Here is a 20,780-nt window from a genome sequence, read left to right on the forward strand (position 1 = left end):
GAAACATGGCTATCCGTGCGACAGGTGCCTAGATTAGGCGCCATGACCACTCGTCTTTACACTCATCCGGTATTCCTGGAACACCTCACGCCGGCCGGCCACCCCGAGCGGCCCGACCGTTTGCGCGCCATCGAGCGCGTGCTCGACGACGAGGCTTTTTCGGCCCTCGACCGCGTCGAGGCGCCGGAAGGCGACGAGGCGACTATCCTTTACGCGCATCCGGAGGATTTCGTCGGCCGTGTCCGCGCTGCGATTCCCGAGACGGGGATCGTCTCGATCGATGCCGACACCAGCGCCAGCCCGAAAAGCTGGCAGGCCGCGGTGACGGCGATCGGCGCGGCGAACGCCGCCGTCGACGATGTGTTCGAGGGCCGTGCCGCCAATGTCTTCGTTGCCGCGCGTCCGCCCGGCCATCACGCCGAAAAAGCGACCGCGATGGGCTTTTGCCTGTTCAACACCGCGGCGATCGCCGCCCGTTATGCGCAGGAGAAGCATCTGGCCGAGCGCGTCGCCATCGTCGATTGGGATGTGCATCACGGCAACGGCACGCAGGACATTTTCTGGGACGATCCGTCGGTGCTCTATTGCTCGACCCACCAGATGCCGCTTTATCCGGGCACCGGTGCCAAGAGCGAGACCGGCGCCGGCAACATCGTCAACGCGCCGCTTGCGCCGAGCACCGGCAGCGACACGTTCCGCGACGCCTTCCTGTCGCGCGTGCTGCCGTCGATCGACGCCTTCCAGCCGGATCTGATCATCATTTCCGCCGGTTTCGATGCGCACCATCGCGATCCGCTGGCCGCGATCAACCTGACCGAGGATGATTTCGACTGGGCGACCGGCCAGCTGATGGAGCGCGCCGGGCGCCACAGCGGCAACCGGCTCGTCAGCCTGCTGGAGGGCGGTTACGATCTGCAAGGATTGGCATTTTCGGTCGCCGCCCATGTCGGGCGGCTGATGAAGGGATGAATGATGGCTGATGAAGCTAACCAAGACGTCAAGGTGATGAGCTTCGAACAGGCGCTCGACGCGCTGGAGAAGATCGTCGATGATCTGGAGCGCGGCGACGTTCCGCTCGACCAGTCGATCAAGATCTACGAGCGCGGCGAGGCGCTGAAGGCTCATTGCGACCGCTTGCTCAAGGCCGCCGAGGACAAGGTCGAGAAGATCAGGCTCTCGCGCGACGGCAAGCCGGTTGGAACGGAGCCGCTCGACGCCGAGTGAGGTGTATTGATATTCAGGTGAGGCCGCCTGCAAACGCGGCTTTCTGCGGTTCCGGTGCTCACGTCCTTCAAGTACGCTCCGGTCCGGTTCTCGGAACCCGCCATTTTCGGCTCGGTCTGACCTGAATCTCAACACACCTCGGTGCACAATGTCAGACCGGTTCGGGCAGAAAGCAGGTAAGGAGTTAAAGCATGTGCCGAAACATCAAGACCCTGTTCAACTTCGATCCGCCGGCGACCGACGACGAGGTCCATGACGCGGCGCTGCAGTTCGTTCGCAAGCTGAGCGGCGCGACCAAGCCGTCCAAGCGCAACGAGCATGCCTTCAACCACGCCGTCGAGGCGATCGCCGCCGCCGCGCGCGAGCTGCTTGACAGCCTCGAAACCACCCAGCATCCGCGCAACCGCGAGGAAGAGGCCGCCAAGGCGAAGGCCCGATCCGCGCTCCGCTTCGCCTGACGCCGGTCATGAGCTTCTTTCCGAGCAACGATCCTGAGGCCGGCGACGCCTTCGCCTGCGACCAGATCGAGTTGATGGTCATTCCGAACGCCAAGGACATTGGCGGCTTCGAGGTTCGCCGCGCCTTGCCGACGGCGAAGCGCAGGCTGGTCGGTCCGTTCATCTTCTTCGACCGCATGGGTCCGGCCATCCTGCGCGCCGGCCATGCGATCGACGTGCGCCCGCATCCGCATATCGGGCTTTCCACCGTCACTTATCTGTTCGACGGCAAGATCAGGCATCGCGACTCGCTCGGCACCGAAATGGTGATCGCGCCGGGCGACGTGAATTTGATGACCGCCGGCCGCGGCATCGTTCATTCCGAGCGCACGCCCGAGGAATTGCGCGGCGCGCCGATGTCGATTTCCGGCCTGCAAACCTGGCTGGCGCTGCCGGACAGCAAGGAAGAAATCGCCCCGGTGTTCGCGAACACGTCGGTCGTCCAACTGCCCGAAATCGATGCCGAGGGCGTTAGCGGCCGCGTCGTCATCGGCGAATTTTCCGGGCTGCGCTCGCCCGTCGCGACCGCCTCGGAAACGCTCTATGCCGATCTGCGGCTGGCGGCGGGCGCCAGCGTCAAAATCCCCGGCGACGCCGAGGAACGCGCCATCTACACGCTGGAGGGCGAGGTTTCGATTGCCGGCGACCGTTTCCCGGCCGAGCGGCTTTTGGTGTTCAAACCGGGCGAGGAAATCGTCGTGTCGTCCGAGCGCGGCGCGCATTTCATGCTGTTCGGCGGAGCGTCGCTGGGCTCCAAGCGTTATATCTGGTGGAATTTCGTTTCGTCCTCGAAAGAACGCATCGAGCAGGCCAAGGAAGAATGGAAGACGGGCCGCTTCGATATCGTTCCTGGCGATGAGGAAGAATTCATTCCGCTGCCGGAAGGTTAGCGCAGGATGGACATTCTGCGCCGGCGCGTCACTGACACGCATTTACATTGGCGCGCCGTCAGCCTATCTCGCGCATAGCAAAGCGCATATTTGAAGGTTAACCCAAGGTTAAGTTGACAGGTCGTCCCAGAGTGAACCCGAAGCCTGACACGCCGCTCCTCGACAAAGTCCGCATCCCGGCGGATCTGCGGGCGCTTGATGAAAGCGAGCTGCCGCAGCTGGCGACCGAACTGCGCGCGGAGCTGATCGATGCGGTGTCGCACACCGGCGGCCATCTTGGCGCCGGTCTCGGCGTCGTCGAGCTTACGGTTGCGCTGCACTATGTCTTCAACACGCCAGAAGACCGGCTGATCTGGGACGTTGGCCACCAGGCCTATCCGCACAAAATCCTGACCGGCCGCCGCGACCGCATCCGCACGCTTCGCCAGGAAGGCGGTCTCTCCGGCTTCACCCGGCGCGCAGAGAGCGAATACGACCCCTTCGGCGCAGCGCATTCCTCGACTTCGATTTCGGCCGGCCTCGGCATGGCGATGGGCCGCGACCTCTCGGGCGGCCGCAACAATGTCATCGCCGTCATCGGCGACGGCGCCATGTCCGCCGGGATGGCCTATGAGGCGATGAACAACGCCGGCGCGCTCAATGCCCGCCTGATCGTCATCCTCAACGACAACGACATGTCGATCGCCCCGCCGACCGGCGCAATGAGCGCCTATCTGGCGAGGCTTGCCTCCGGCAAGACCTATCTCGGCCTGCGCGATTTCGGCAAGAAGCTGACCTCCTATCTCGGCAAGCGCGCCGACAGCGCCATCACCCGCGCCGTCGAGCATGCGCGCGGTTACGTCACCGGCGGCACGCTGTTCGAGGAGATGGGATTCTTCCACATCGGCCCGATCGATGGACACAATTTGGAGCACCTGATCCCGGTGCTGAAGAACGTCCGCGACAATGGCGACGGTCCCATTCTGATCCATGTCGTCACCCAGAAGGGCAAGGGCTACGCGCCGGCGGAGGCCGCCGCCGACAAGTATCACGGCGTCAACAAGTTCGACGTCATCACCGGCGCGCAGGCGAAAGCGCCGGCCAACGCGCCGAGCTACACCAAGGTCTTCGCCGAGAGCCTGATCCAGGAGGCGCGCGAGGACGAACGAATCGTGGCGATCACCGCCGCCATGCCGAGTGGCACCGGCCTCGACCTCTTCGGCGAGGTGTTCCCGGCCCGAACCTTCGATGTCGGCATTGCCGAGCAGCATGCGGTGACTTTCGCCGCTGGCCTCGCCACCGAAGGCTACAAGCCTTTCGCCGCCATCTATTCGACCTTCCTGCAGCGCGCCTACGACCAGGTGGTGCACGACGTGGCGATCCAGAAACTGCCGGTGCGCTTCCCGATCGACCGCGCCGGCTTTGTCGGCGCCGACGGCGCCACGCACTGCGGCGCCTTCGACACGACCTTCCTTGCCTCGCTGCCCGGCTTCGTCGTCATGGCCGCCGCCGATGAGGCGGAGCTTCGCCATATGGTGCGCACGGCAGCCGACTACGACGGCGGCCCGATCGCCTTCCGCTATCCGCGGGGCAACGGCGTCGGCGTCGACATGCCGGAGCGCGGCTCAGTGCTCGAGATCGGCAAAGGCCGCATTCTCAAGGAAGGCACCAAGGTGGCGCTGCTCTCGTTCGGCACGCGGCTGCAGGATTGCCTGCTGGCCGCCGAGGAGCTCGGCGCCGCAGGCCTTTCGACCACCGTTGCCGACGCTCGCTTCGCCAAGCCGCTGGACGAGGATCTCATCCGCCGCCTGGCGCGCTCGCATGAGGTTCTTGTGACGGTAGAGGAGGGCGCGGTCGGCGGCTTCGCCAGCCAGGTGCTGCATTTCCTTGCCCATGAAGGCCTGTTGGAAAACGGTCTCAAGGTGCGCCCGCTGGTCTTGCCGGACGAGTTCACCGATCACGCCAAGCCTGAGAAGATGTATGCCGACGCGGGCCTCGATACGACCGGCATCGTGCGGACGGTTTTCGCCGCACTCGGCCATGGAATGCAGGCGCAGCGCGCCTGAATCGAAACCTCAGCTCTCCGATTGAGTTTGCTGGCTGCGGCTGCAACTGTTTGTTTACGTTTTCATTTGGCCGTTCGGTTACCTTGTCTTTTGGCCGATTTTCAACGGACGCCCTGCTAAAACCCTGGTCCTAGGCAGGGGATAAGAACAATGAATTCGTTCCTTTGCGGCATGGCCCTGCTGAGTGCCATGGCCGCGCCGGTGGCAGCCGAAACGCGTTACGACCGCAACCTCGAAAAGGCGGTGATGGACATCGTTGCCGGCAAGATGGGCAACATCCGCGGCGGCTTCTCCTACAAGCAGGCTCCCCAACTGGTGGTGCCGCAGGAAGCCGCGCCGACGGCGCCGGCTCCTGCTGAGCCGCGCGAGCAGGCCTCCCACAATGACGGCCTGATGCCGGCGGTCGAGCGCCCGGTCTCGCGGACTATTTTCTAAAACCACATATCGCGCACGCAGCGGCCGTCGCGCGGCAGGTCGTCGAACGTTTCGAGGCCGTCGAAATGCTCGATCGGCAGGTCGGCGACCGCCTCCGGCGGGGCCAGCCTGACATTGACGGCGATGCGAGTGCGGCCGCTCGAGCCGGGGCGCAACCCGCGCCAGGCGAGCACGCAGGCGCATTTCGGACAGAACAGGATTTCCAGCGCGGGCTCGGCCACCTCGACCCGCCTGTAGGAGCTCGTCCGACCTGCGATGCGGATGCGCTCGTCGACATAGTCATAGGCCCAGAGCGTGCCGTAGCGGCGGCAAAGGGTGCAGTTGCAGGCGGTGATCGATCCCGGATCGCCTTCCAGCGTCCAGTGCGCGGCGCCGCAATGGCAGGTTCCCTTCAGCATGGCTCCTCCTCGCCCGGGTGAGCGGACTATAGGCACCGGCATTCTGCCGTGCCCCGCGCCATATTCAACAGGGCTGCCATTGCCTTCGCCGCCGGCTTTCGCCAATGAAGGCCGATGAGTTCCTCTTTGCCCGCCAGCGCGCGTCCGCGTCTCGACGAACTGCTCGTCGCACGTGGCCTGTTCGCCAGCCGTTCCCGCGCCCGCGACGCGATCGAACGCGGCACCGTCACTGTCGACGGCGCAGTCGCCCGCAAGCCGGGCCAGCCCGTCGCGCCACACTGTGTCGTTGCCGTCGACGATCCGGCGCAGGCCTATGTGTCGCGCGCGGCGCTGAAGCTGATTGCCGGCCTAGACCATTTCGGCCTCGATCCCTCTGGGCATGAGGCGCTCGATATCGGCGCCTCGACCGGCGGCTTCACCCAGGTGCTGCTCGAGCGTGGCGCTACCCATGTCACGGCGATCGATGTCGGTCACGGCCAAATGCATCCGGAAATTGCCGCCGATCGGCGGGTCACGGTCATTGAAGGGCTGAATGCGCGGGACCTGACCGCCGCCGATCTTGGCGACCGCGTTCCGGATTTCCTGGTCTGTGATGTCAGCTTCATCTCGCTGAAGCTGGCGCTGCCGCCGGCGCTGGCCTTGGCGGGCGAGGGCGCCAGGGCGCTGCTTCTCGTCAAGCCGCAATTCGAGGCGGGTCGCGAGGCGATCGGCAAGGGCGGACTGCTCAAGGACCCGAGCGAGGCCGAGCGCATCGCCGCCGGTTTGCGCGACTGGCTTGCCGGGATGCCGGGCTGGCGCGTGCTCGGGCTGCATCCATCGCCGATCGAGGGCGGCGACGGCAACCGCGAGTTCCTGCTCGCCGCGATCAAAGGACGCGGCATCGCCATGAGCGCGCGCTTCACCATCACAAGGCTCGGTTCGCAGGGCGACGGCATCGCCGGTGCCGATGGCGGCGAGGTCTTCATCCCGTTCACGCTGCCTGGCGAGACGGTCACCGCCGCGCGCCAGAAGGACCGCGCGACGCTGATGTCGGTTGTTGAGGCTTCACCGCGTAGGGTTGATCCGCCCTGCCGCCACTTCACCGAATGCGGCGGCTGCGCGTTGCAGCATTTCGAGGCCGACGGCTACCGGCAGTGGAAACGCGAACGGGTGGTGCAGGCGCTCAAGATCAAGGGCATCGCTGGTCAGATCGACGCGCTGGTGCCTTGCGCGCCGCACACGCGCCGCCGCGTCGTCTTCAGCGCTCGGCGCACCGAGGCCGGCATGCTGCTCGGTTTCGTGCGCGCGCTCTCCTCCGAGATCATTCCTATCGAGGAATGCCCGATCTCGCTGCTGGCAATCGTTGATGCGCTCGATCCTTTGCGAAGACTGGCAGGACTGGTCTGCGCGACGCCGAAAGCCTTCCACATGACCGTCACCGCCACGGCGTCCGGCCTCGATGTCGCCGTCCATGACGCGGGCAAGCTCGGCGAAAACCAGCGCCGCATCGCTTCCAATTTTGTGATGGCCGCGGGCTTGGCGAGGCTTTCGATCGACGGCGAGGTGATCGTGGAGCCGAAGAAGCCGGTGGTGCAGTTCGGCTCGGTCGCCGTCGCCCTGCCGCCCGGCGCCTTCCTTCAGGCGACGGAGGCCGCCGAGCAGACGATGGCCGGTCTCGTCTGCCAGCACCTGTCGCGTGTCAAGAAGATCGCCGACCTGTTCGCCGGCTGCGGCAGCTTCGCGCTCCGGCTGGCGGCGAAGTCGGAAGTGCATGCCGTGGAGGGAGACGCCCCAGCGCTGGCCGCGCTCGACCGTGCTTTCCGCTTCGCCAGCGGCTTGAAGCGCGTGACCAGCGAGCGTCGCGACCTCTTCCGCAGGCCGCTGACCTTCAAGGAGTTGAGCGGCTTCGACGGCCTCGTCTTCGATCCACCGCGCGCCGGCGCGGAGGATCAGTCCAAGCAGATCGCCCGCTCAGACGTGCCGCTGGTCGCGGCCGTCTCCTGCAATCCGACGACGCTGGCGCGGGATCTGCGCATCCTCATCGACGGCGGCTATCAACTGAAGAGCGTGACGCCGATCGACCAGTTCCTGTGGTCGCCGCATGTCGAGGCCGTCGCGCTGCTGGAGAAGCCGAAGCGGCGCCGGTAGTCCGCGAGAGCCGGTTCGCAAGAAACTTGAAGCCTCTCTTTTCCGAAATTTGCGCCCTAAAGCCGCCTTCTTGGAGGTCTTAGTTTTGCGCTGTTAGGGAAACATTCCTGCTCTTTCGGCGTTACTGAAATAAGCGGATGGCGGATGGCGGATAACGGACAGCGCATTGCCATGCAGACGCTTCTAAAATTCCTCAGCCTCATCGTTCTCATCGCTTTTGGCGCCGCGTCCGCGACCGGTGCGCTCGCGCAAGAGCAAAAACGTCTCGCCTTCGTGATCGGCAACGGCGCCTATCAGTCCGGCGAGCTCGCGACTGCCGCCAATGACGCCGGCCTGATCGCGCAGACCCTGCAGGCGGCAGGGTTCGACGTCGTCGGCGCGCGCGATGTCGATCAGGACTCGCTGCGCGGCGCGCTGCGCGATTTTCTCGGCAAGGTTTCCGCCGCCGGTCCCGACGCGGTCGTCTTCGTCTATCTTGCCGGCCACGGCGTGCAGTTCGAGGGGGAGAACTACTTTCTTCCAGTCGATGCCCAGATCGCCAGTCCCGCCGACGTGCCGCTTCAGGCGATGCGGCTCTCCGATGTCACCCGGTCGTTGGCCGGATTGCCGACGAAGGTAAACATCGTCGTGCTCGACGCGGCGCGGCCCAATGCCTTGCCGAAGATGAGCCAGCCCCTGGCCGGTGGTCTCGCGCTTGTCGATCCCGACCCGAACATGCTGATTGCGTTCAACGCGGCTCCGGGAACGGTCGCGCCGGAAGGCAAGGGCCCTTACGGCGCCTATGCCCAGGCGCTCGCCGAAATGATACGCGAGGGCGGGTTGTCGGTTGACGAGGTGTTCGACCGCACGCGGCTGCGCGTCAACGAGATGACGCAAGGCGCGGAAGTTCCGTGGCATGCGTCGAAGATCACCGCGCCTTTCGTCTTCTTCGACCGTGCCGCGGACGCGCCCGCGCCCAAGGTTTCGGAGGCCGAATCCCGCTCCAACCGGACCAGGGCGATCCAGGATTTCGACGCTCGTGACGCTTATATCGCGGCTCTCGACCGCGACACGATGCGCGGCTACGAGGATTTCCTCGTCGCCTATCCACACGATCCGATGGCTAAGCGCGTGCGCGCCATTGTCGCTGCGCGGCGCGAGGCGATCACCTGGCGCGAGACCTGGCTGGAGGACACGCCGGAAGCCTACTGGTCTTATCTGCGGCGCTATCCGCGTGGTCCGCATGCCTGGGACGCACGACGGCGGCTCGAACATTTCGACGCTGCCCTGGAGCCGCCGGAGGAGTTCACCGTCTATGAGTATGATTTGCCGCCGCCGCCGGAGGAGGAAATCATCTATATCGACCGGCCGGTGCTCTATTTCGACGATCCCGATTTCGACTTCGAACCGCCGCCGCCGATCACGGTGATCTTCCTGCCGCCGCCGCCGCCGGATTTCATCGTGCTTCCGCCACCTCCGCCGCCGGTCGACGTCTTCATCCTGCCGACGCCGGTATTCGTGCCGATCCCCGTATTCATCAACCCGCCGCGCCACGTCGTGCCGCCGCCGAACGCCATCATCTTCAACAACATCCACAACACGACGGTCATCAACACCATCAACACGACGATCAAAAACGAGACCATCGATCGGGCCGCGCAGCCGAGCGCCCGTGTTCAGCTTGACCGCCGTACAGCCCAGAAAACGATGGAAGGCGCCGTTGGTGGCCGCGCCGATGCGCTGGCGGCCAAGGTTCCCCTGCCGCCGCTTCTGCAGAAGAGGGCGGCCAAGTTCCGTCAGGCCACATCCAATCAGCAGCAACAGGGCGCCCTGCCGCCGAAGCCTGGTCAGCGTGTTATCCAGCGCCAGCAGCCTGACACCTCGCCGGAGACCTCGTCCAGAACCGGCAAGCTCTCAACCGATCACGCTTTGCCTGGAGCCGATGGCAAGAGGCTGCCGCTGGTCAACGGCAAGCCGGCGCCCGACGGCCAGAACTTGCCCGGCAACAAATTGAAGAGGCAACCCGGCAGGCAAGGCATCTCGGGCGGCAACCAAGAGGCGATCGGAAATGCCGGTCCTGACCGGACCGGGAAGCAGGACACAGATCGGAACAGGGGTAAAAAGCTCCGCAACCTGCCCGCCGTCAACGGCATGCCGGCCGACAACGGGCAGAGCGCGCGGGAGAAGTTCAGGCAGAACAATCCCAAGGCATTATCCGAACGGAGCGGTGGCAAGCCGAGGAAGCTGACGCGCAAGGATTTGTCCGCAGGCCAGTCCGTGGTCGAACCGAACGAACAAGGTTCGGCCGCCGCGAGCGACAAGGGCAGGAAGGTCCGTAAACTGCCTACCGTCAACCGGATGCCGGCCGAGAACCGGCCGAGTTTGCGCGAGCGGCTCAGAAAGAACACCCCCGAAATGTTCTCCGATGACAACCAGGGCTCGGCCAAGAGCAAGAAGTTCCGCAGACTGCCGACCGTTAGTGGTGGGCCAACCGACAATGGACCGGCCGTGCAGAAGCGGCTCAGGAGGAACAGTCCGACCCTGTTCTCCGACGAGAATCAGGGCTCGGCCAGCGGGAACGACAGGCGCAGGACGCTGCGCCGGCTGCAGAACGAAGAAGGTTCCGCCGGCCGGGATGTCACCGTCCAGCGCAACTTCAAAGTCAACAGGCCGAACCACAATGCGCAGCGCCAGTTCAGGCAGGAAAGGCCTAACGAGCAGGTGCTGCGGCGGCAGAGATCGGAGCCTCGCCCGGAATTCCGTTCGCAGCCGAGGCCGCAGATGCAAGAGCGGAGTGTCCCCCGGGAGAAGCCGCAGCCCAAGAAGAAGCTCTCTTGCGGGCAGCAGGGCGAGCCGGCCTGCAACCAGTAGGCCGGCGCGTACCTTTGCGAGCCGATCTTTCGGCCATGAACGTGCAAGGCAGAGGCGCCGGTCCGCGCGTATCAACCGTCAAAAGCGGAATGCCTCGGCTGCCGAGGCCGCTCGGTTGAGCCTGGCGGCATCCGTCAGGTTTTCGGCGTGCCGCCGCGCTGATTGATCGACACCCAGATATTCGGGTTCTGCTGCGACTGGCGCTTCAGGAAATAATAGCCGGTCGCGTTCCAGGGCCGGACTTCGTCGACCAGATTGTCGAGCACGAGATCGCCCTTGTCGGTCTTCACGGTCAGGATGGTGTGGCCTTCGTTGTTCAGGTCGCGCACCACCGTCATCAGCAGCGCCTGGCGGGGAAATCCCGCTTCCATGAGAAGCTTGCGCTTGTAGAGCGCGTAGATCTTGCAGTCGCCCTTGCCGTCCACCGGATAGTCCCAGTGGTCCATCATCGTGCCCCAGTGATCATAGTTGCTGACGGGCTTGATGGCGCGGTTCGCTTTCTGGTTTATGCGCTTGAGGGTTCGCATGTTCTGCGCGGTCAGCTTGACGTTCGCCGGCTGCAGGGCAGGCACTTTGCACTCTTTCGGCCGGCGGTGGCAGAAATCGATCCAGCCATAAGGGACGCTGGTACGTCCTCCCACTGTGGCGGAGCGCAGGTCGACCGGACTCGATGGCCGTTTGAACAATGTCGACTGCGCCGCCGCCGTGTCGACGCAAAGCGACGTCACACCGATCACTGAGCAAAGGCCAAGGAGGAATGAAGAGGTCAGGACGCCAGGGGAACGCAGCACTGCCAACACCACCGCAACGAGAAGACTGCTGATAGTTAAGTCGGAAGCGTCGGCCAAAGCAATTGAACAATTAATAATCTGCTAACACGATTGTGTTCGCGCTCCGGCAGGTAGCTAGGTGTGAGCTTTCCGGCCGGATCGAAGTGAGCGTTCAGGATGGTCGTTCGTCAGGTGTCTGACGACAAGGTTGGTATCAATTGCGAGCATGGCGCCGCCGCGCTTCGGCAAGGACACTCGCGTTCATCTCTTCAAGCGTCTTCGGCTGCCGCGGTGCGGCAGCAGGCCAAACACGCCTTCCGGTCGCGTCGGGGTGAAGGCCGGCGCTGGCTTCAGAAGAACACCGCCTGGTGTGTCTTCGACCTGCAGACGCGTGCCGGCACCCCAGTCTCTCCGTTTTCCGATGGCGCTGGGGAGGATCATTTGTCCCTTGGTCGAGACGGTGGTTATGAGTCTTTCGGCACCAGCCATCGCAAGCTTACCCCATGTAAGACACAGGTAAGATACTCAAGCGGCGGAGTGCTATTCAAGCCTGCCGGATTGAGCGCGCTCAAACCCTGGTGCCGCCCACCGTCATCTGGTTCATCCTCAGATGCGGCTGGCCGACCCCGACCGGCACGCCCTGTCCGGCCTTGCCGCACATGCCGATGCCGTTGTCGAGTTTCATGTCGTTGCCGACCATGGTGACGCGGTGCATGGCGTCGGGCCCGTTGCCGATCAGCATTGCGCCCTTGATCGGCTGCGTCACCTTGCCGTCCTCGATCATGTAGGCCTCGGTGCAGCCGAACACGAACTTGCCTGAGGTGATGTCGACCTGGCCGCCGCCGAAGGAGACGGCATAGATGCCGTTCTTGACCGAGGCGATGATCTCTTCCGGCGCGGTATCGCCCGAGGTCATGTAGGTGTTGGTCATGCGCGGCATCGGCTGGTGGGCATAGCCTTCGCGCCGGCCGTTGCCGGTCGCCTTCATGCCCATCAGCCGCGCATTCTGGCGGTCCTGCATGTAGCCGACCAGCTTGCCGTCCTCGATCAGCACATTGCGCGCCGAAGGCGTGCCTTCATCGTCCACGGTAAGCGAGCCGCGCCGCTCGGCGATCGTGCCGTCGTCGACGACGGTGACGCCCTTTGCCGCTACTTGGCTGCCCATCAGGCCGGCGAAGGCGGATGTTTTCTTGCGGTTGAAGTCGCCCTCGAGGCCATGGCCGACAGCCTCGTGCAGCATCACGCCCGGCCAGCCGCTGGAAAGCACGATGTCGAATGTGCCTGCCGGCGCCGGAACGGCCTCGAGATTGACCAGCGCCTGTCGCAGCGCCTCGCGCGCGGCGTGCTTCCAACTCTCCTCGGTGAGGAACTCGCCAAAGCTCTTGCGGCCGCCCATTCCGTAGGAGCCGCTCTCCTGGCGGTCGCCATCGCCGACCACCACCGAGACGTTCATCCTGACCAGCGGGCGGATATCGCGCACCACCTGGCCGTCGCCGCGCACGATCTCGACATGCTGCCAGGAGGCGGCGAGCGAGGCCGTCACCTGGCGCACGCGCGGATCGGCAGCGCGCAGCCAGGCGTCGATCTCCTGCAACAGCTTCGCCTTGGCCTCGAAACTGGGCGAGGGGATGGGATTCTCGTCGCCGTAAAGGTGGCGATTGGTGCGCGCGGGCGCTGCGGCAAGCGTTCCGGAATAGCCGCCCTTGACCGCGGAGACGGCATCGGCGGCGCGCAGCAGCGAGGCTTCCGACAGGTCGCTCGAATGGGCATAGCCGCTCGCCTCGCCGGCGACGGCGCGCAGCCCGAAACCCTGGTCGGTGTTGAAATTCGCCGTCTTCAGCCGGCCGTTGTCGAACATCAGCGCTTCGTTCTCGCTGTATTCGAGGAACAACTCGCCGTCGTCGGCGCCCTTGATGGTATCGGCGACGATCTCTTTGACGCGGTCGTCGGAAATGTCGAATTGGCCGATCAGGCTGTTCATGGCAGGGCTGTCCGCTGGCGGTTTCGCATTCCCCCGATGTAGGGGCGAAGTGAGGTCAAGACAATCGCCGGCCTTCACACGCGATCGTCATCGCCCCGAGCCGACTGGCGGCCGCGTTGCCGCCGCTGGACTTAGGGCAGAGCCGAGAAGCCTTCGGCGAATCCCTTCAGATCGACCGGAATGCCGATGCCTTCCTCCGGCGTCTGGAACACGATGAAGGTGGCCGACGTGCCGTTCTTCAGCGTGTCGAGCAGTGGCTTCTCGAGGATCACTTCCGCGTAGCAGCCGTCCTGGAAGCAGCGCACGAAATAGGCGCGGCCGATGTCCTTGCCGTCGACATTGAGGCCGAGCCCGTTGGGCAGGAGCACGCCGAGCGGTGCCAGCACCCGCAGGATCTCCGCCTTGTTGTCGGCGGTGCGCAGCACCACGACGGAAAGCCCCATCTCCGGACGGTCCTCGGCGACGACGTTCTGCATCATCACGCATTGCTCGGAGGTTGCGCCGGCCGGCGTGTCGCAGATGATCGACCACGCGCCATGCGTCGACTTGACCGTGCCGCTGGGCGGCGCCGCGGTCTGCGGTGGCGCGGCGTTCGCCACGCTGGCGCTAAGCGAGGCGGCAAGGAAGATAACCTTCGCCAAGGGTCTCGAAAGCCAGGAAGTCATAACGGCTCCATTGCGAATCACGGCACTTTAAGCTGCGCCAAGGCCAAGTAAAGGACGCGACCGTCGCCAGCCCGCCCAGATACCGGCAATTACGCGCTTTTCCAGAGCAAATTCGCCCGAATTGCGACCGCCCGGCGCGGGGGCGGCGATGGTCGGGGATGCCCTTCGGGCTGCGCGCAAAAATGCCGCACGGTTTCGCCCGCTCCTTCCTTGCGGAGGGAAATAGAGTATGGTTTGAACCACCTTAGGGACAGACCGGGATTCCCCATCCCGGCGTCGTTCGTTATTGGTGCGATCCGATTGCAGGAAGTGGGAGACGAGAGGGCGATGAGAAAATTCATGGCAAGCGCCAGACTTCTGGCAGGTGCTGCGGCCGCGGGCACGCTCCTCTCCAGCGCATCCGCCTATGCGGATCAGCCGCGGCCATGGGAAACCGCCTTCCAGGCGCCTGCGACCGACATGATGCGGCAGATCGAATGGTTCGGAAACTACACCTTCGTATTCATCGTGGTCATCACCCTGCTGGTGCTGGTCCTGCTCGCCTATGTCATCCTGCGGTTCCGCGCGAGCGCCAACCCGGTTCCTTCCAGGACCAGCCACAACACGCTGATCGAGGTGATCTGGACCGTCGGCCCGGTCATCGTGCTGCTGCTCATCGCCATCCCCTCGTTCCAACTGCTCACCGCGCAGTATACCCCGCCGGAAGAAGCCAAGCTGACCGTCAAGGCGACCGGCAACCAATGGAATTGGGACTACGAATACCAGGTCGACAAGAGCTTCTCCTTCAACTCGGCGATCCTTCAGGACGGTGACCGCGCCAAGGCCGGCAAGGAAGACCGCAACCTCTATCCGCGCCTGCTCGCCGTCGACAATGAGCTGGTGGTGCCGGTCAACACCATGACCCGTGTGCTGATCACCGCCACCGACGTCATCCACTCCTTCGCCGTGCCGTCCTTCGGCATCAAGATGGATGCCGTGCCCGGCCGCACCAACGAGACCTGGTTCAAGGCGGAGAAGGAAGGCCTCTATTACGGCCAGTGCTCGCAGCTCTGCGGCAAGGATCACGCCTTTATGCCGATCGCGGTTCGCGTCGTCTCCGACGCGCAGTTCAAGACCTGGCTGGAGACGGCCAAGACCGACGTGCCCGCCGCCAACAAGGCGCTGATGGCCGAGATCGATGGTACCAACAAGGTAGCGGCCGCCGGCAACTGACGCCGCGGGTTAGCAAGAATTAGGGAACGGAGCGGAATATGGCAGAGGCTGCAGCTCACGACCACCACGACCACAGGCCGCATGGCTGGGTCCGCTGGGTCTACTCGACCAACCACAAGGACATCGGCACGCTCTACCTGATCTTCGCGATCATGGCCGGGATTATCGGCGGCGCGCTTTCGGTCGCCATCCGCATGGAGCTGCAGGAGCCCGGCATCCAGATCTTCAGCGGTCTGGCGCAGATGGTCTACGGCATGCAGGGTGATGCCGCCATCGACGGCGGCAAGAGCATGTACAATGCCTTCGGCGCCGCGCACGGCCTGATCATGATCTTCTTCATGGTGATGCCGGCGCTCATCGGCGGCTTCGCCAACTGGATGGTGCCGATCATGATCGGCGCGCCGGACATGGCCTTCCCGCGCATGAACAACATCTCTTTCTGGCTGCTGCCGCCGGCCTTCCTCCTGCTGCTCGGCTCGATGTTCGTACCGAGCGCGCCCGGCGCCTTCGGCGTCGGCGGCGGCTGGACGATCTATCCGCCGCTCTCGACATCCGGCCAGCCTGGCCCCGCGATGGACCTTGCGATTCTGTCGCTCCACATCGCCGGCGCCTCGTCGATTCTCGGTGCGATCAATTTCATCACCACCATCTTCAACATGCGCGCGCCTGGCATGACCATGCACAAGATGCCGCTGTTCGCCTGGGCGGTGCTGATCACGGCCTTCCTGCTGCTCTTGTCGCTGCCGGTCCTGGCGGGCGCCATCACCATGCTGCTCACCGATCGCAACTTCGGCACCGCCTTCTTCGTGCCGGACCAGGGCGGCGACCCGCTGCTCTTCCAGCACCTGTTCTGGTTCTTCGGCCATCCCGAGGTGTACATCCTGATCCTGCCGGGCTTCGGCATCGTTAGCCATATCGTCTCGACCTTCTCGAAGAAGCCGGTCTTCGGCTATCTCGGCATGGCCTACGCCATGGTCGCGATCGGCGCCGTCGGCTTCATCGTCTGGGCGCACCACATGTACACGACCGGCCTGTCGCTCGACACGCAGCGCTATTTCGTGTTCGCCACCATGGTCATCGCGGTTCCGACGGGCGTGAAGATCTTCTCCTGGATCGCCACGATGTGGGGCGGCTCGATCTCCTTCAAGCCGCCGATGCTGTGGGCGCTGGGCTTCATCTTCCTGTTCACGATCGGTGGCGTCACCGGCGTTCAGCTGGCAAATGCCGGCCTCGACCGCTCGCTGCACGACACCTATTTCGTGATCGCCCACTTCCACTACGTGCTGTCGCTGGGCGCCGTGTTCGCCATCTTCGCCGGCTGGTACTACTGGTTCCCGAAGATGACCGGCTACATGTACTCGCCGGTGATCGCCAACACCCACTTCTGGGTCACCTTCGTCGGCGTCAACCTGATCTTCTTCCCGCAGCACTTCCTCGGCCTTGCCGGCATGCCGCGCCGCACTGTCGACTATCCGGATGCATTTGCCGGCTGGAACATGATCTCGTCCTACGGCTCCTACATCGCGGCCGTCGGCGTTGCGATCTTCCTCTATGGCGTGTTCGAGGCCTTCCAGAAGAAGCGCGTCGCGGGCGCCAATCCGTGGGGCGAGGGTGCCACCACGCTCGAATGGCAGCTGCCGTCGCCGCCGCCGTTCCACCAGTGGGAACAGCTGCCGAAGATCAAGTAAGGCCGCAGATACAGGACCGCCTGCTCGCCCGGCGGTCTTGGCCAACGGAATGATGGACTTTAAGTACGCATGGCCCTTGCCGACCACAAATTGATGGAGGAAGTTGGCTTTCGCATGTCGGAAGCCACCGCGGGCGATTTCTTCGCCCTCCTCAAGCCGCGCGTGATGTCGCTGGTCGTCTTCACGGCCTTTGTCGGCATGGTCGCGGCGCCGGTCGCCATCAATCCGCTGCTGGCGGTGATCGCGATCCTGGCGATTGCCATCGGCGCCGGCGCCTCGGGCGCGCTCAACATGTGGTACGACGCCGATATCGACGCGGTGATGACCAGGACAGCGAGCCGTCCGGTGCCGGCCGGGCGCGTCACGCCGGGTGAGGCGCTGAGCTTCGGCCTCGTGCTCTCCGCGCTGTCGGTGATGACGCTGGGCGTGCTCATCAACTGGCTGTCGGCGGCGCTTCTTGCCTTCACCATCTTCTTCTACGCCGTCATCTACACGATGTGGCTAAAGCGCTGGACGCCGCAGAACATCGTCATCGGCGGCGCCGCCGGCGCCATCCCGCCGGTGATCGGCTGGGCGGCGGTGACCGGATCGGTCAGCCTCGAAAGCCTGATTCTTTTCCTGATCATTTTCCTTTGGACTCCGCCGCATTTCTGGGCGCTGGCGCTGTTCAAGTCGGACGACTACGCCCGCGCCGGCATTCCGATGATGCCGAACGTCGCCGGACACGCCTCGACCCGCCGCCAGATCTTTGCCTACGCGCTGATCTTGGCGCCGGTCGGCGTCTTGCCATGGCTGCTCGGCTACACCACCGCCGCCTATGGCGCGGTTTCCGTTCTGCTCGGCCTGGGCTTCGTCTGGTATGCCTGGAAGGTGCTGGGCATGAGCGATGCCGACCGCGCGATGAAGCCGGCCAAGGCGCTGTTCGGCTATTCGCTGCTCTATCTCTTCGCAATCTTTGCCGCCTATCTCGTCGACAGCGTGGTCGGGCGTGCCCTCGTCATGGGGGGAGCATGACCGTGGCCGACAAGAACCTCGAACTGGTCACCTTGACCGAACGCCAGCGGAAGGCGCGGCGCAGCCGCTCCGTTGCCATCGGCGTCGCGCTGGCCGCGCTCGTCATCATCTTCTACATCGCCACCATCGTGCGCTTCGGCCACCATGCCTCCGGCCTGATACCGACGAATTTGATGTGAGGCGGCGATGAGCGGCGAGACCGGACCCATCGGGAAGAACAGCAACCGTATCGTCGTGGCGGTCTGCCTTGCCTTCTTCACCGGCATGGTCGGCATGGCCTATGCGGCGGTCCCGCTCTACAAGATGTTCTGCCAGGTGACCGGCTATGGCGGCACGACGCAGCGCGCCGAGAAGCAATATGCCGGTCGCGTGCTCGACCGCGACATCACCATCCGCTTCGACGCCAACACCAACGGCATTCCGTGGCAGTTCGAGCCCGTCGCGCGCTCGGTGACGATCAAGATCGGCGAGACCACGCAGGCGCATTACAGCGCCACCAACAAGTTCGATCGCCCCATCACCGGGCGCGCCTCCTTCAACGTGCAGCCGGAAATGGCCGGCGCCTATTTCAACAAGGTGGAGTGCTTCTGCTTCACCGACACGACGCTCAAGCCCGGTGAGACGCTGGACATGCCGGTCGTGTTCTATGTCGATCCAGACATCGTCAACGTGCCGGAACTGAAGGACTTGAAGACCATCACCCTGTCCTACACCATGTTCCCGGTCGAAAAGAAGCAGCCAGTCGCGTCGTCCGCGCCGGCCGCTGGCAGCAGCAACAAAGTTCCAGATTCCGAAGCAAGCCTCGGGGGTTGATATGGCAGACGCGCACGCAAAACCGAACCACGACTACCATCTCGTCAATCCCAGCCCTTGGCCTTTCCTGGGCTCGATCGGCGCATTGGTCACGGCCGTCGGCGGCGTTTGCCTGATGCAGTATCTGAAGGCCGGCAGCTTCCCAATATTCGGCCACAACATCGCCAATCCGTGGCTGTTTTTCATCGGCCTGATCATCGTGCTCTACACGATGTTCGCCTGGTGGTCGGACACCATCAAGGAAGCGCATGAGGGCCACCACACGCGCGTCGTTTCGCTGCACCTGCGCTACGGCATGATCATGTTCATCGCCTCCGAGGTGATGTTCTTCGTCGCCTGGTTCTGGGCCTTCTTCGACGCCAGCCTATTCCCGGGCGAGGCCGCGCAATATGCCCGCACCACTTTCACGGGCGGCGTTTGGCCGCCAAAAGGTCTGGAGGTTCTCGATCCCTTCCACCTGCCGCTCTACAACACCATCATCCTGCTTCTGTCGGGCACGACGGTGACCTGGGCGCACCACTCGCTGCTGCACGGCGACCGCAAGGGCCTGATCAACGGCCTGATCCTAACCGTCGGCCTCGGCATGCTGTTCACCATGGTGCAGGCCTACGAGTACATGCACGCTCCGTTCGGCTTCAAGGACTCGATCTACGGCGCCACCTTCTTCATGGCGACTGGCTTCCACGGCTTCCACGTCATCATCGGCACCATCTTCCTGCTCGTCTGCCTGATCCGGGCGATGCGGGGCGATTTCACCCCGAAGCAGCATTTCGGCTTCGAGGCGGCCGCCTGGTACTGGCATTTCGTCGACGTGGTCTGGCTGTTCCTGTTCACCGCGATCTATGTCTGGGCCTCGAGCGGCGCGGTAATCGAAGCCCACTGAGACCCTTTGGATTGAGTTCACGAGGCGGCTGCGGCGACGTGGCCGCCTTATCTTTTTGACCGAACGGGTCTACGGTGCTGACATGAGCGAAGACAAGGCGATCTGGCCACCCGTCGACCCGATCTCGGCCGGGCTGCGCGGCCATTGCCCGCGCTGCGGCGAGGGCAAGCTGTTCTCCGGCTTCCTCACCGTCGGCAAGCGCTGCTATAATTGCGGCCTCGACTATTCCTTTGCCGATGCCGGCGACGGTCCGGCGGTCTTCGTGATCCTCATCATCGGCTTCATCGTCGTCGGCCTGGCGCTGTGGATGGAAGTGACGCTGAGCCCGCCGCTCTGGCTGCATTTCATTTTGTGGATACCGCTGGCGCTGGTGCTGAGCCTGGCGGCGTTGCGCCTGATCAAGGGCGTGCTGATCACCCTGCAATATTCCAAGAAGGCCGCGGAAGGCAGGCTGGACAGCGGCCAATGAGCGATGCGACCTCCTCGACTGCCGGCGCTTCGCGGCCGCGCTCGGCACTGCTGCTTGGGCTCGGCCTTGTCCTGTTCGCCATTCTCCTCGGCCTCGGCACATGGCAGGTCCAGCGCTTGCACTGGAAGGAAGGGCTGATCGATACCATCGACAAGCGCACCCATGCGGCACCGTTGCCACTGACCGATGTCGAGAAAGAATTCGCCGCCACACACGATGTCGACTACACGCCGGTGACTGTAACCGGCACTTTCCTGCACCAGGGCGAGCGCCATTTCTTCGCCACTTGGGAAGGCGACACGGGCTTCAATGTCTACACGCCCCTGCGGCTCGACGACGGCCGTTTCGTGCTCGTCAACCGCGGCTTCGTCCCTTACGATCTCAAGGATCCGGCCAAGCGGAAGCAGGGCGAGGTCGCCGGCACGGTGACGGTGACCGGGCTTGCCCGCAATCCGCTGCCTGAAAAACCCTCGATGATGCTGCCCGACAACGACGTCGCCAAGAACATCTTTTACTGGAAGGACCGCGACGTCATGGCCTCGAGCGCCGGTCTGCCAGCGGGAGCCGTGCTGGTGCCCTTCTTTATCGATGCCGACAAGACTCCTAACCCCGGCGGTCTGCCGGTCGGCGGCGTCACCATCATCGATCTGCCGAACAACCACCTGCAATATGCCGTCACCTGGTATGGCCTTGCCGCCGCCCTTGCCGCGGTGCTGATCCTCAGGCTTCGCCGCCCGGCGAAGGAGGAGTGAGCGCCGCTCTTGACAGGGCAGGGGTGCACGCCTCATTTCGCCTTCAGCTTTCCGACTGAACCGGCCC

At 64.2% G+C, this 20,780-nt stretch carries 20 protein-coding genes and 2 pseudogenes; 17 read left to right on the forward strand and 5 right to left on the reverse strand.

Annotation, left to right across the window (positions count from 1 at the left end):
* Positions 1-42: 42 nt before the first annotated feature.
* The 6 genes from A9K66_RS21655 (at position 43) to A9K66_RS21680 (ending at position 5,091) form a co-directional block, all read left to right on the forward strand.
* A complete protein-coding gene (locus A9K66_RS21655) occupies positions 43-969 on the forward strand; it encodes a histone deacetylase family protein (RefSeq protein ID WP_067327848.1) in 927 nt (308 codons plus the stop codon).
* A 3-nt stretch (positions 970-972) separates the two neighbouring features.
* A complete protein-coding gene (locus A9K66_RS21660) occupies positions 973-1,224 on the forward strand; it encodes an exodeoxyribonuclease VII small subunit (protein ID WP_067328020.1) in 252 nt (83 codons plus the stop codon).
* A gap of 191 nt (positions 1,225-1,415) precedes the next feature.
* Positions 1,416-1,682, forward strand: coding sequence for a DUF2277 domain-containing protein (locus A9K66_RS21665; protein WP_066998050.1), 267 nt, complete (start codon positions 1,416-1,418; stop codon positions 1,680-1,682).
* Between the two features lie 8 nt (positions 1,683-1,690).
* The gene (locus A9K66_RS21670) at positions 1,691-2,611 is read left to right on the forward strand and encodes a pirin family protein (RefSeq protein ID WP_067327849.1); all 921 of its coding nucleotides are present in this window, start codon (positions 1,691-1,693) and stop codon (positions 2,609-2,611) included.
* Between the two features lie 131 nt (positions 2,612-2,742).
* Complete coding sequence (dxs, locus tag A9K66_RS21675; RefSeq protein ID WP_067327850.1) at positions 2,743-4,656, forward strand: 1-deoxy-D-xylulose-5-phosphate synthase; 1,914 nt, start codon at positions 2,743-2,745, stop codon at positions 4,654-4,656.
* A gap of 150 nt (positions 4,657-4,806) precedes the next feature.
* A complete protein-coding gene (locus tag A9K66_RS21680; RefSeq protein WP_067327851.1) occupies positions 4,807-5,091 on the forward strand; it encodes a hypothetical protein in 285 nt (94 codons plus the stop codon).
* Here the strand turns inward: A9K66_RS21680 and A9K66_RS21685 are convergent.
* Positions 5,088-5,489, reverse strand: coding sequence for a GFA family protein (locus A9K66_RS21685; RefSeq protein ID WP_067327852.1), 402 nt, complete (start codon positions 5,487-5,489; stop codon positions 5,088-5,090). The genes A9K66_RS21680 and A9K66_RS21685 overlap by 4 nt on opposite strands.
* Before the next feature lie 114 nt (positions 5,490-5,603).
* Between A9K66_RS21685 and A9K66_RS29750 the strand changes: the two are divergent.
* From A9K66_RS29750 to A9K66_RS21695, 3 genes and pseudogenes are all read left to right on the forward strand, one after another.
* Positions 5,604-6,341 (forward strand): annotated as a pseudogene (locus A9K66_RS29750) (TlyA family RNA methyltransferase); the annotation flags it as partial.
* Positions 6,342-6,374: 33 nt separating this feature from the next.
* Positions 6,375-7,616, forward strand: coding sequence for a class I SAM-dependent RNA methyltransferase (locus tag A9K66_RS21690; protein ID WP_067328021.1), 1,242 nt, complete (start codon positions 6,375-6,377; stop codon positions 7,614-7,616).
* A 144-nt stretch (positions 7,617-7,760) separates the two neighbouring features.
* Entirely contained in the window at positions 7,761-10,466 is a 2,706-nt protein-coding gene (locus tag A9K66_RS21695; protein WP_245307632.1) for a caspase domain-containing protein, read from the forward strand.
* Between the two features lie 134 nt (positions 10,467-10,600).
* On the opposite strand, the gene A9K66_RS21700 is transcribed toward A9K66_RS21695, so the two are convergent.
* The 4 genes and pseudogenes from A9K66_RS21700 to A9K66_RS21710 all read right to left on the reverse strand — a co-directional run bounded on the left by A9K66_RS21700 (position 10,601) and on the right by A9K66_RS21710 (position 13,882).
* Positions 10,601-11,269 (reverse strand): transglutaminase-like cysteine peptidase, encoded by a 669-nt coding sequence (locus tag A9K66_RS21700; protein WP_348626458.1) that lies wholly within the window; start codon positions 11,267-11,269, stop codon positions 10,601-10,603.
* A gap of 181 nt (positions 11,270-11,450) precedes the next feature.
* Positions 11,451-11,725, reverse strand: a pseudogene (locus A9K66_RS29755) (AbrB family transcriptional regulator).
* Between the two features lie 79 nt (positions 11,726-11,804).
* Positions 11,805-13,217 carry a metalloprotease TldD gene (tldD, locus tag A9K66_RS21705; protein ID WP_067327853.1) on the reverse strand — a complete coding sequence of 471 codons (1,413 nt, stop codon included), beginning with the start codon at positions 13,215-13,217 and terminating at the stop codon, positions 11,805-11,807.
* 131 nt (positions 13,218-13,348) lie between these two features.
* Positions 13,349-13,882 carry an invasion associated locus B family protein gene (locus tag A9K66_RS21710; RefSeq protein WP_066998026.1) on the reverse strand — a complete coding sequence of 178 codons (534 nt, stop codon included), beginning with the start codon at positions 13,880-13,882 and terminating at the stop codon, positions 13,349-13,351.
* A gap of 339 nt (positions 13,883-14,221) precedes the next feature.
* Here A9K66_RS21710 and coxB point away from each other — a divergent pair, with 339 nt between their 5' ends.
* From coxB to A9K66_RS21750, 8 genes are all read left to right on the forward strand, one after another.
* Entirely contained in the window at positions 14,222-15,094 is an 873-nt protein-coding gene (coxB, locus tag A9K66_RS21715; protein ID WP_245299655.1) for a cytochrome c oxidase subunit II, read from the forward strand.
* A 38-nt stretch (positions 15,095-15,132) separates the two neighbouring features.
* On the forward strand, positions 15,133-16,782 hold the full coding sequence (ctaD, locus tag A9K66_RS21720) for a cytochrome c oxidase subunit I (protein WP_066998019.1): 1,650 nt from the start codon (positions 15,133-15,135) through the stop codon (positions 16,780-16,782).
* A gap of 69 nt (positions 16,783-16,851) precedes the next feature.
* Positions 16,852-17,796, forward strand: a complete 945-nt coding sequence (locus tag A9K66_RS21725; RefSeq protein ID WP_067327854.1) for a heme o synthase — start codon at positions 16,852-16,854, stop codon at positions 17,794-17,796.
* Positions 17,793-17,975 (forward strand): hypothetical protein, encoded by a 183-nt coding sequence (locus tag A9K66_RS21730; protein WP_067327855.1) that lies wholly within the window; start codon positions 17,793-17,795, stop codon positions 17,973-17,975. Before A9K66_RS21725 ends, A9K66_RS21730 begins: the two co-directional genes overlap by 4 nt.
* A 7-nt stretch (positions 17,976-17,982) precedes the next feature.
* Positions 17,983-18,609 (forward strand): cytochrome c oxidase assembly protein, encoded by a 627-nt coding sequence (locus tag A9K66_RS21735; protein ID WP_067327856.1) that lies wholly within the window; start codon positions 17,983-17,985, stop codon positions 18,607-18,609.
* 1 nt (position 18,610) lies between these two features.
* On the forward strand, positions 18,611-19,492 hold the full coding sequence (locus A9K66_RS21740; protein ID WP_066998007.1) for a cytochrome c oxidase subunit 3: 882 nt from the start codon (positions 18,611-18,613) through the stop codon (positions 19,490-19,492).
* 82 nt (positions 19,493-19,574) lie between these two features.
* Positions 19,575-19,961: a DUF983 domain-containing protein gene (locus A9K66_RS21745; RefSeq protein WP_067327857.1), complete on the forward strand. Its 387-nt coding sequence runs from the start codon at positions 19,575-19,577 to the stop codon at positions 19,959-19,961.
* Complete coding sequence (locus tag A9K66_RS21750; RefSeq protein ID WP_067327858.1) at positions 19,958-20,713, forward strand: SURF1 family protein; 756 nt, start codon at positions 19,958-19,960, stop codon at positions 20,711-20,713. Before A9K66_RS21745 ends, A9K66_RS21750 begins: the two co-directional genes overlap by 4 nt.
* Positions 20,714-20,780 lie beyond the last annotated feature (67 nt).

It is taken from the genome of Mesorhizobium sp. AA23 (assembly GCF_001672435.1).
Taxonomy (GTDB): Bacteria; Pseudomonadota; Alphaproteobacteria; order Rhizobiales; family Rhizobiaceae; genus Mesorhizobium.

Coding starts and splice junctions, on each gene's coding strand:
- A9K66_RS21655 (WP_067327848.1), top strand. CDS start 43: ATGACCACTCGTCTTTACACTCATCCGGTATTCCTGGAACACCTCACG.
- A9K66_RS21660 (WP_067328020.1), top strand. CDS start 973: ATGGCTGATGAAGCTAACCAAGACGTCAAGGTGATGAGCTTCGAACAG.
- A9K66_RS21665 (WP_066998050.1), top strand. CDS start 1,416: ATGTGCCGAAACATCAAGACCCTGTTCAACTTCGATCCGCCGGCGACC.
- A9K66_RS21670 (WP_067327849.1), top strand. CDS start 1,691: ATGAGCTTCTTTCCGAGCAACGATCCTGAGGCCGGCGACGCCTTCGCC.
- A9K66_RS21680 (WP_067327851.1), top strand. CDS start 4,807: ATGAATTCGTTCCTTTGCGGCATGGCCCTGCTGAGTGCCATGGCCGCG.
- A9K66_RS21685 (WP_067327852.1), bottom strand. CDS start 5,489: ATGCTGAAGGGAACCTGCCATTGCGGCGCCGCGCACTGGACGCTGGAA.
- A9K66_RS21690 (WP_067328021.1), top strand. CDS start 6,375: ATGAGCGCGCGCTTCACCATCACAAGGCTCGGTTCGCAGGGCGACGGC.
- A9K66_RS21695 (WP_245307632.1), top strand. CDS start 7,761: ATGGCGGATAACGGACAGCGCATTGCCATGCAGACGCTTCTAAAATTC.
- tldD (WP_067327853.1), bottom strand. CDS start 13,217: ATGAACAGCCTGATCGGCCAATTCGACATTTCCGACGACCGCGTCAAA.
- A9K66_RS21710 (WP_066998026.1), bottom strand. CDS start 13,882: ATGACTTCCTGGCTTTCGAGACCCTTGGCGAAGGTTATCTTCCTTGCC.
- coxB (WP_245299655.1), top strand. CDS start 14,222: ATGGCAAGCGCCAGACTTCTGGCAGGTGCTGCGGCCGCGGGCACGCTC.
- ctaD (WP_066998019.1), top strand. CDS start 15,133: ATGGCAGAGGCTGCAGCTCACGACCACCACGACCACAGGCCGCATGGC.
- A9K66_RS21725 (WP_067327854.1), top strand. CDS start 16,852: ATGGCCCTTGCCGACCACAAATTGATGGAGGAAGTTGGCTTTCGCATG.
- A9K66_RS21730 (WP_067327855.1), top strand. CDS start 17,793: ATGACCGTGGCCGACAAGAACCTCGAACTGGTCACCTTGACCGAACGC.
- A9K66_RS21735 (WP_067327856.1), top strand. CDS start 17,983: ATGAGCGGCGAGACCGGACCCATCGGGAAGAACAGCAACCGTATCGTC.
- A9K66_RS21740 (WP_066998007.1), top strand. CDS start 18,611: ATGGCAGACGCGCACGCAAAACCGAACCACGACTACCATCTCGTCAAT.
- A9K66_RS21745 (WP_067327857.1), top strand. CDS start 19,575: ATGAGCGAAGACAAGGCGATCTGGCCACCCGTCGACCCGATCTCGGCC.
- A9K66_RS21750 (WP_067327858.1), top strand. CDS start 19,958: ATGAGCGATGCGACCTCCTCGACTGCCGGCGCTTCGCGGCCGCGCTCG.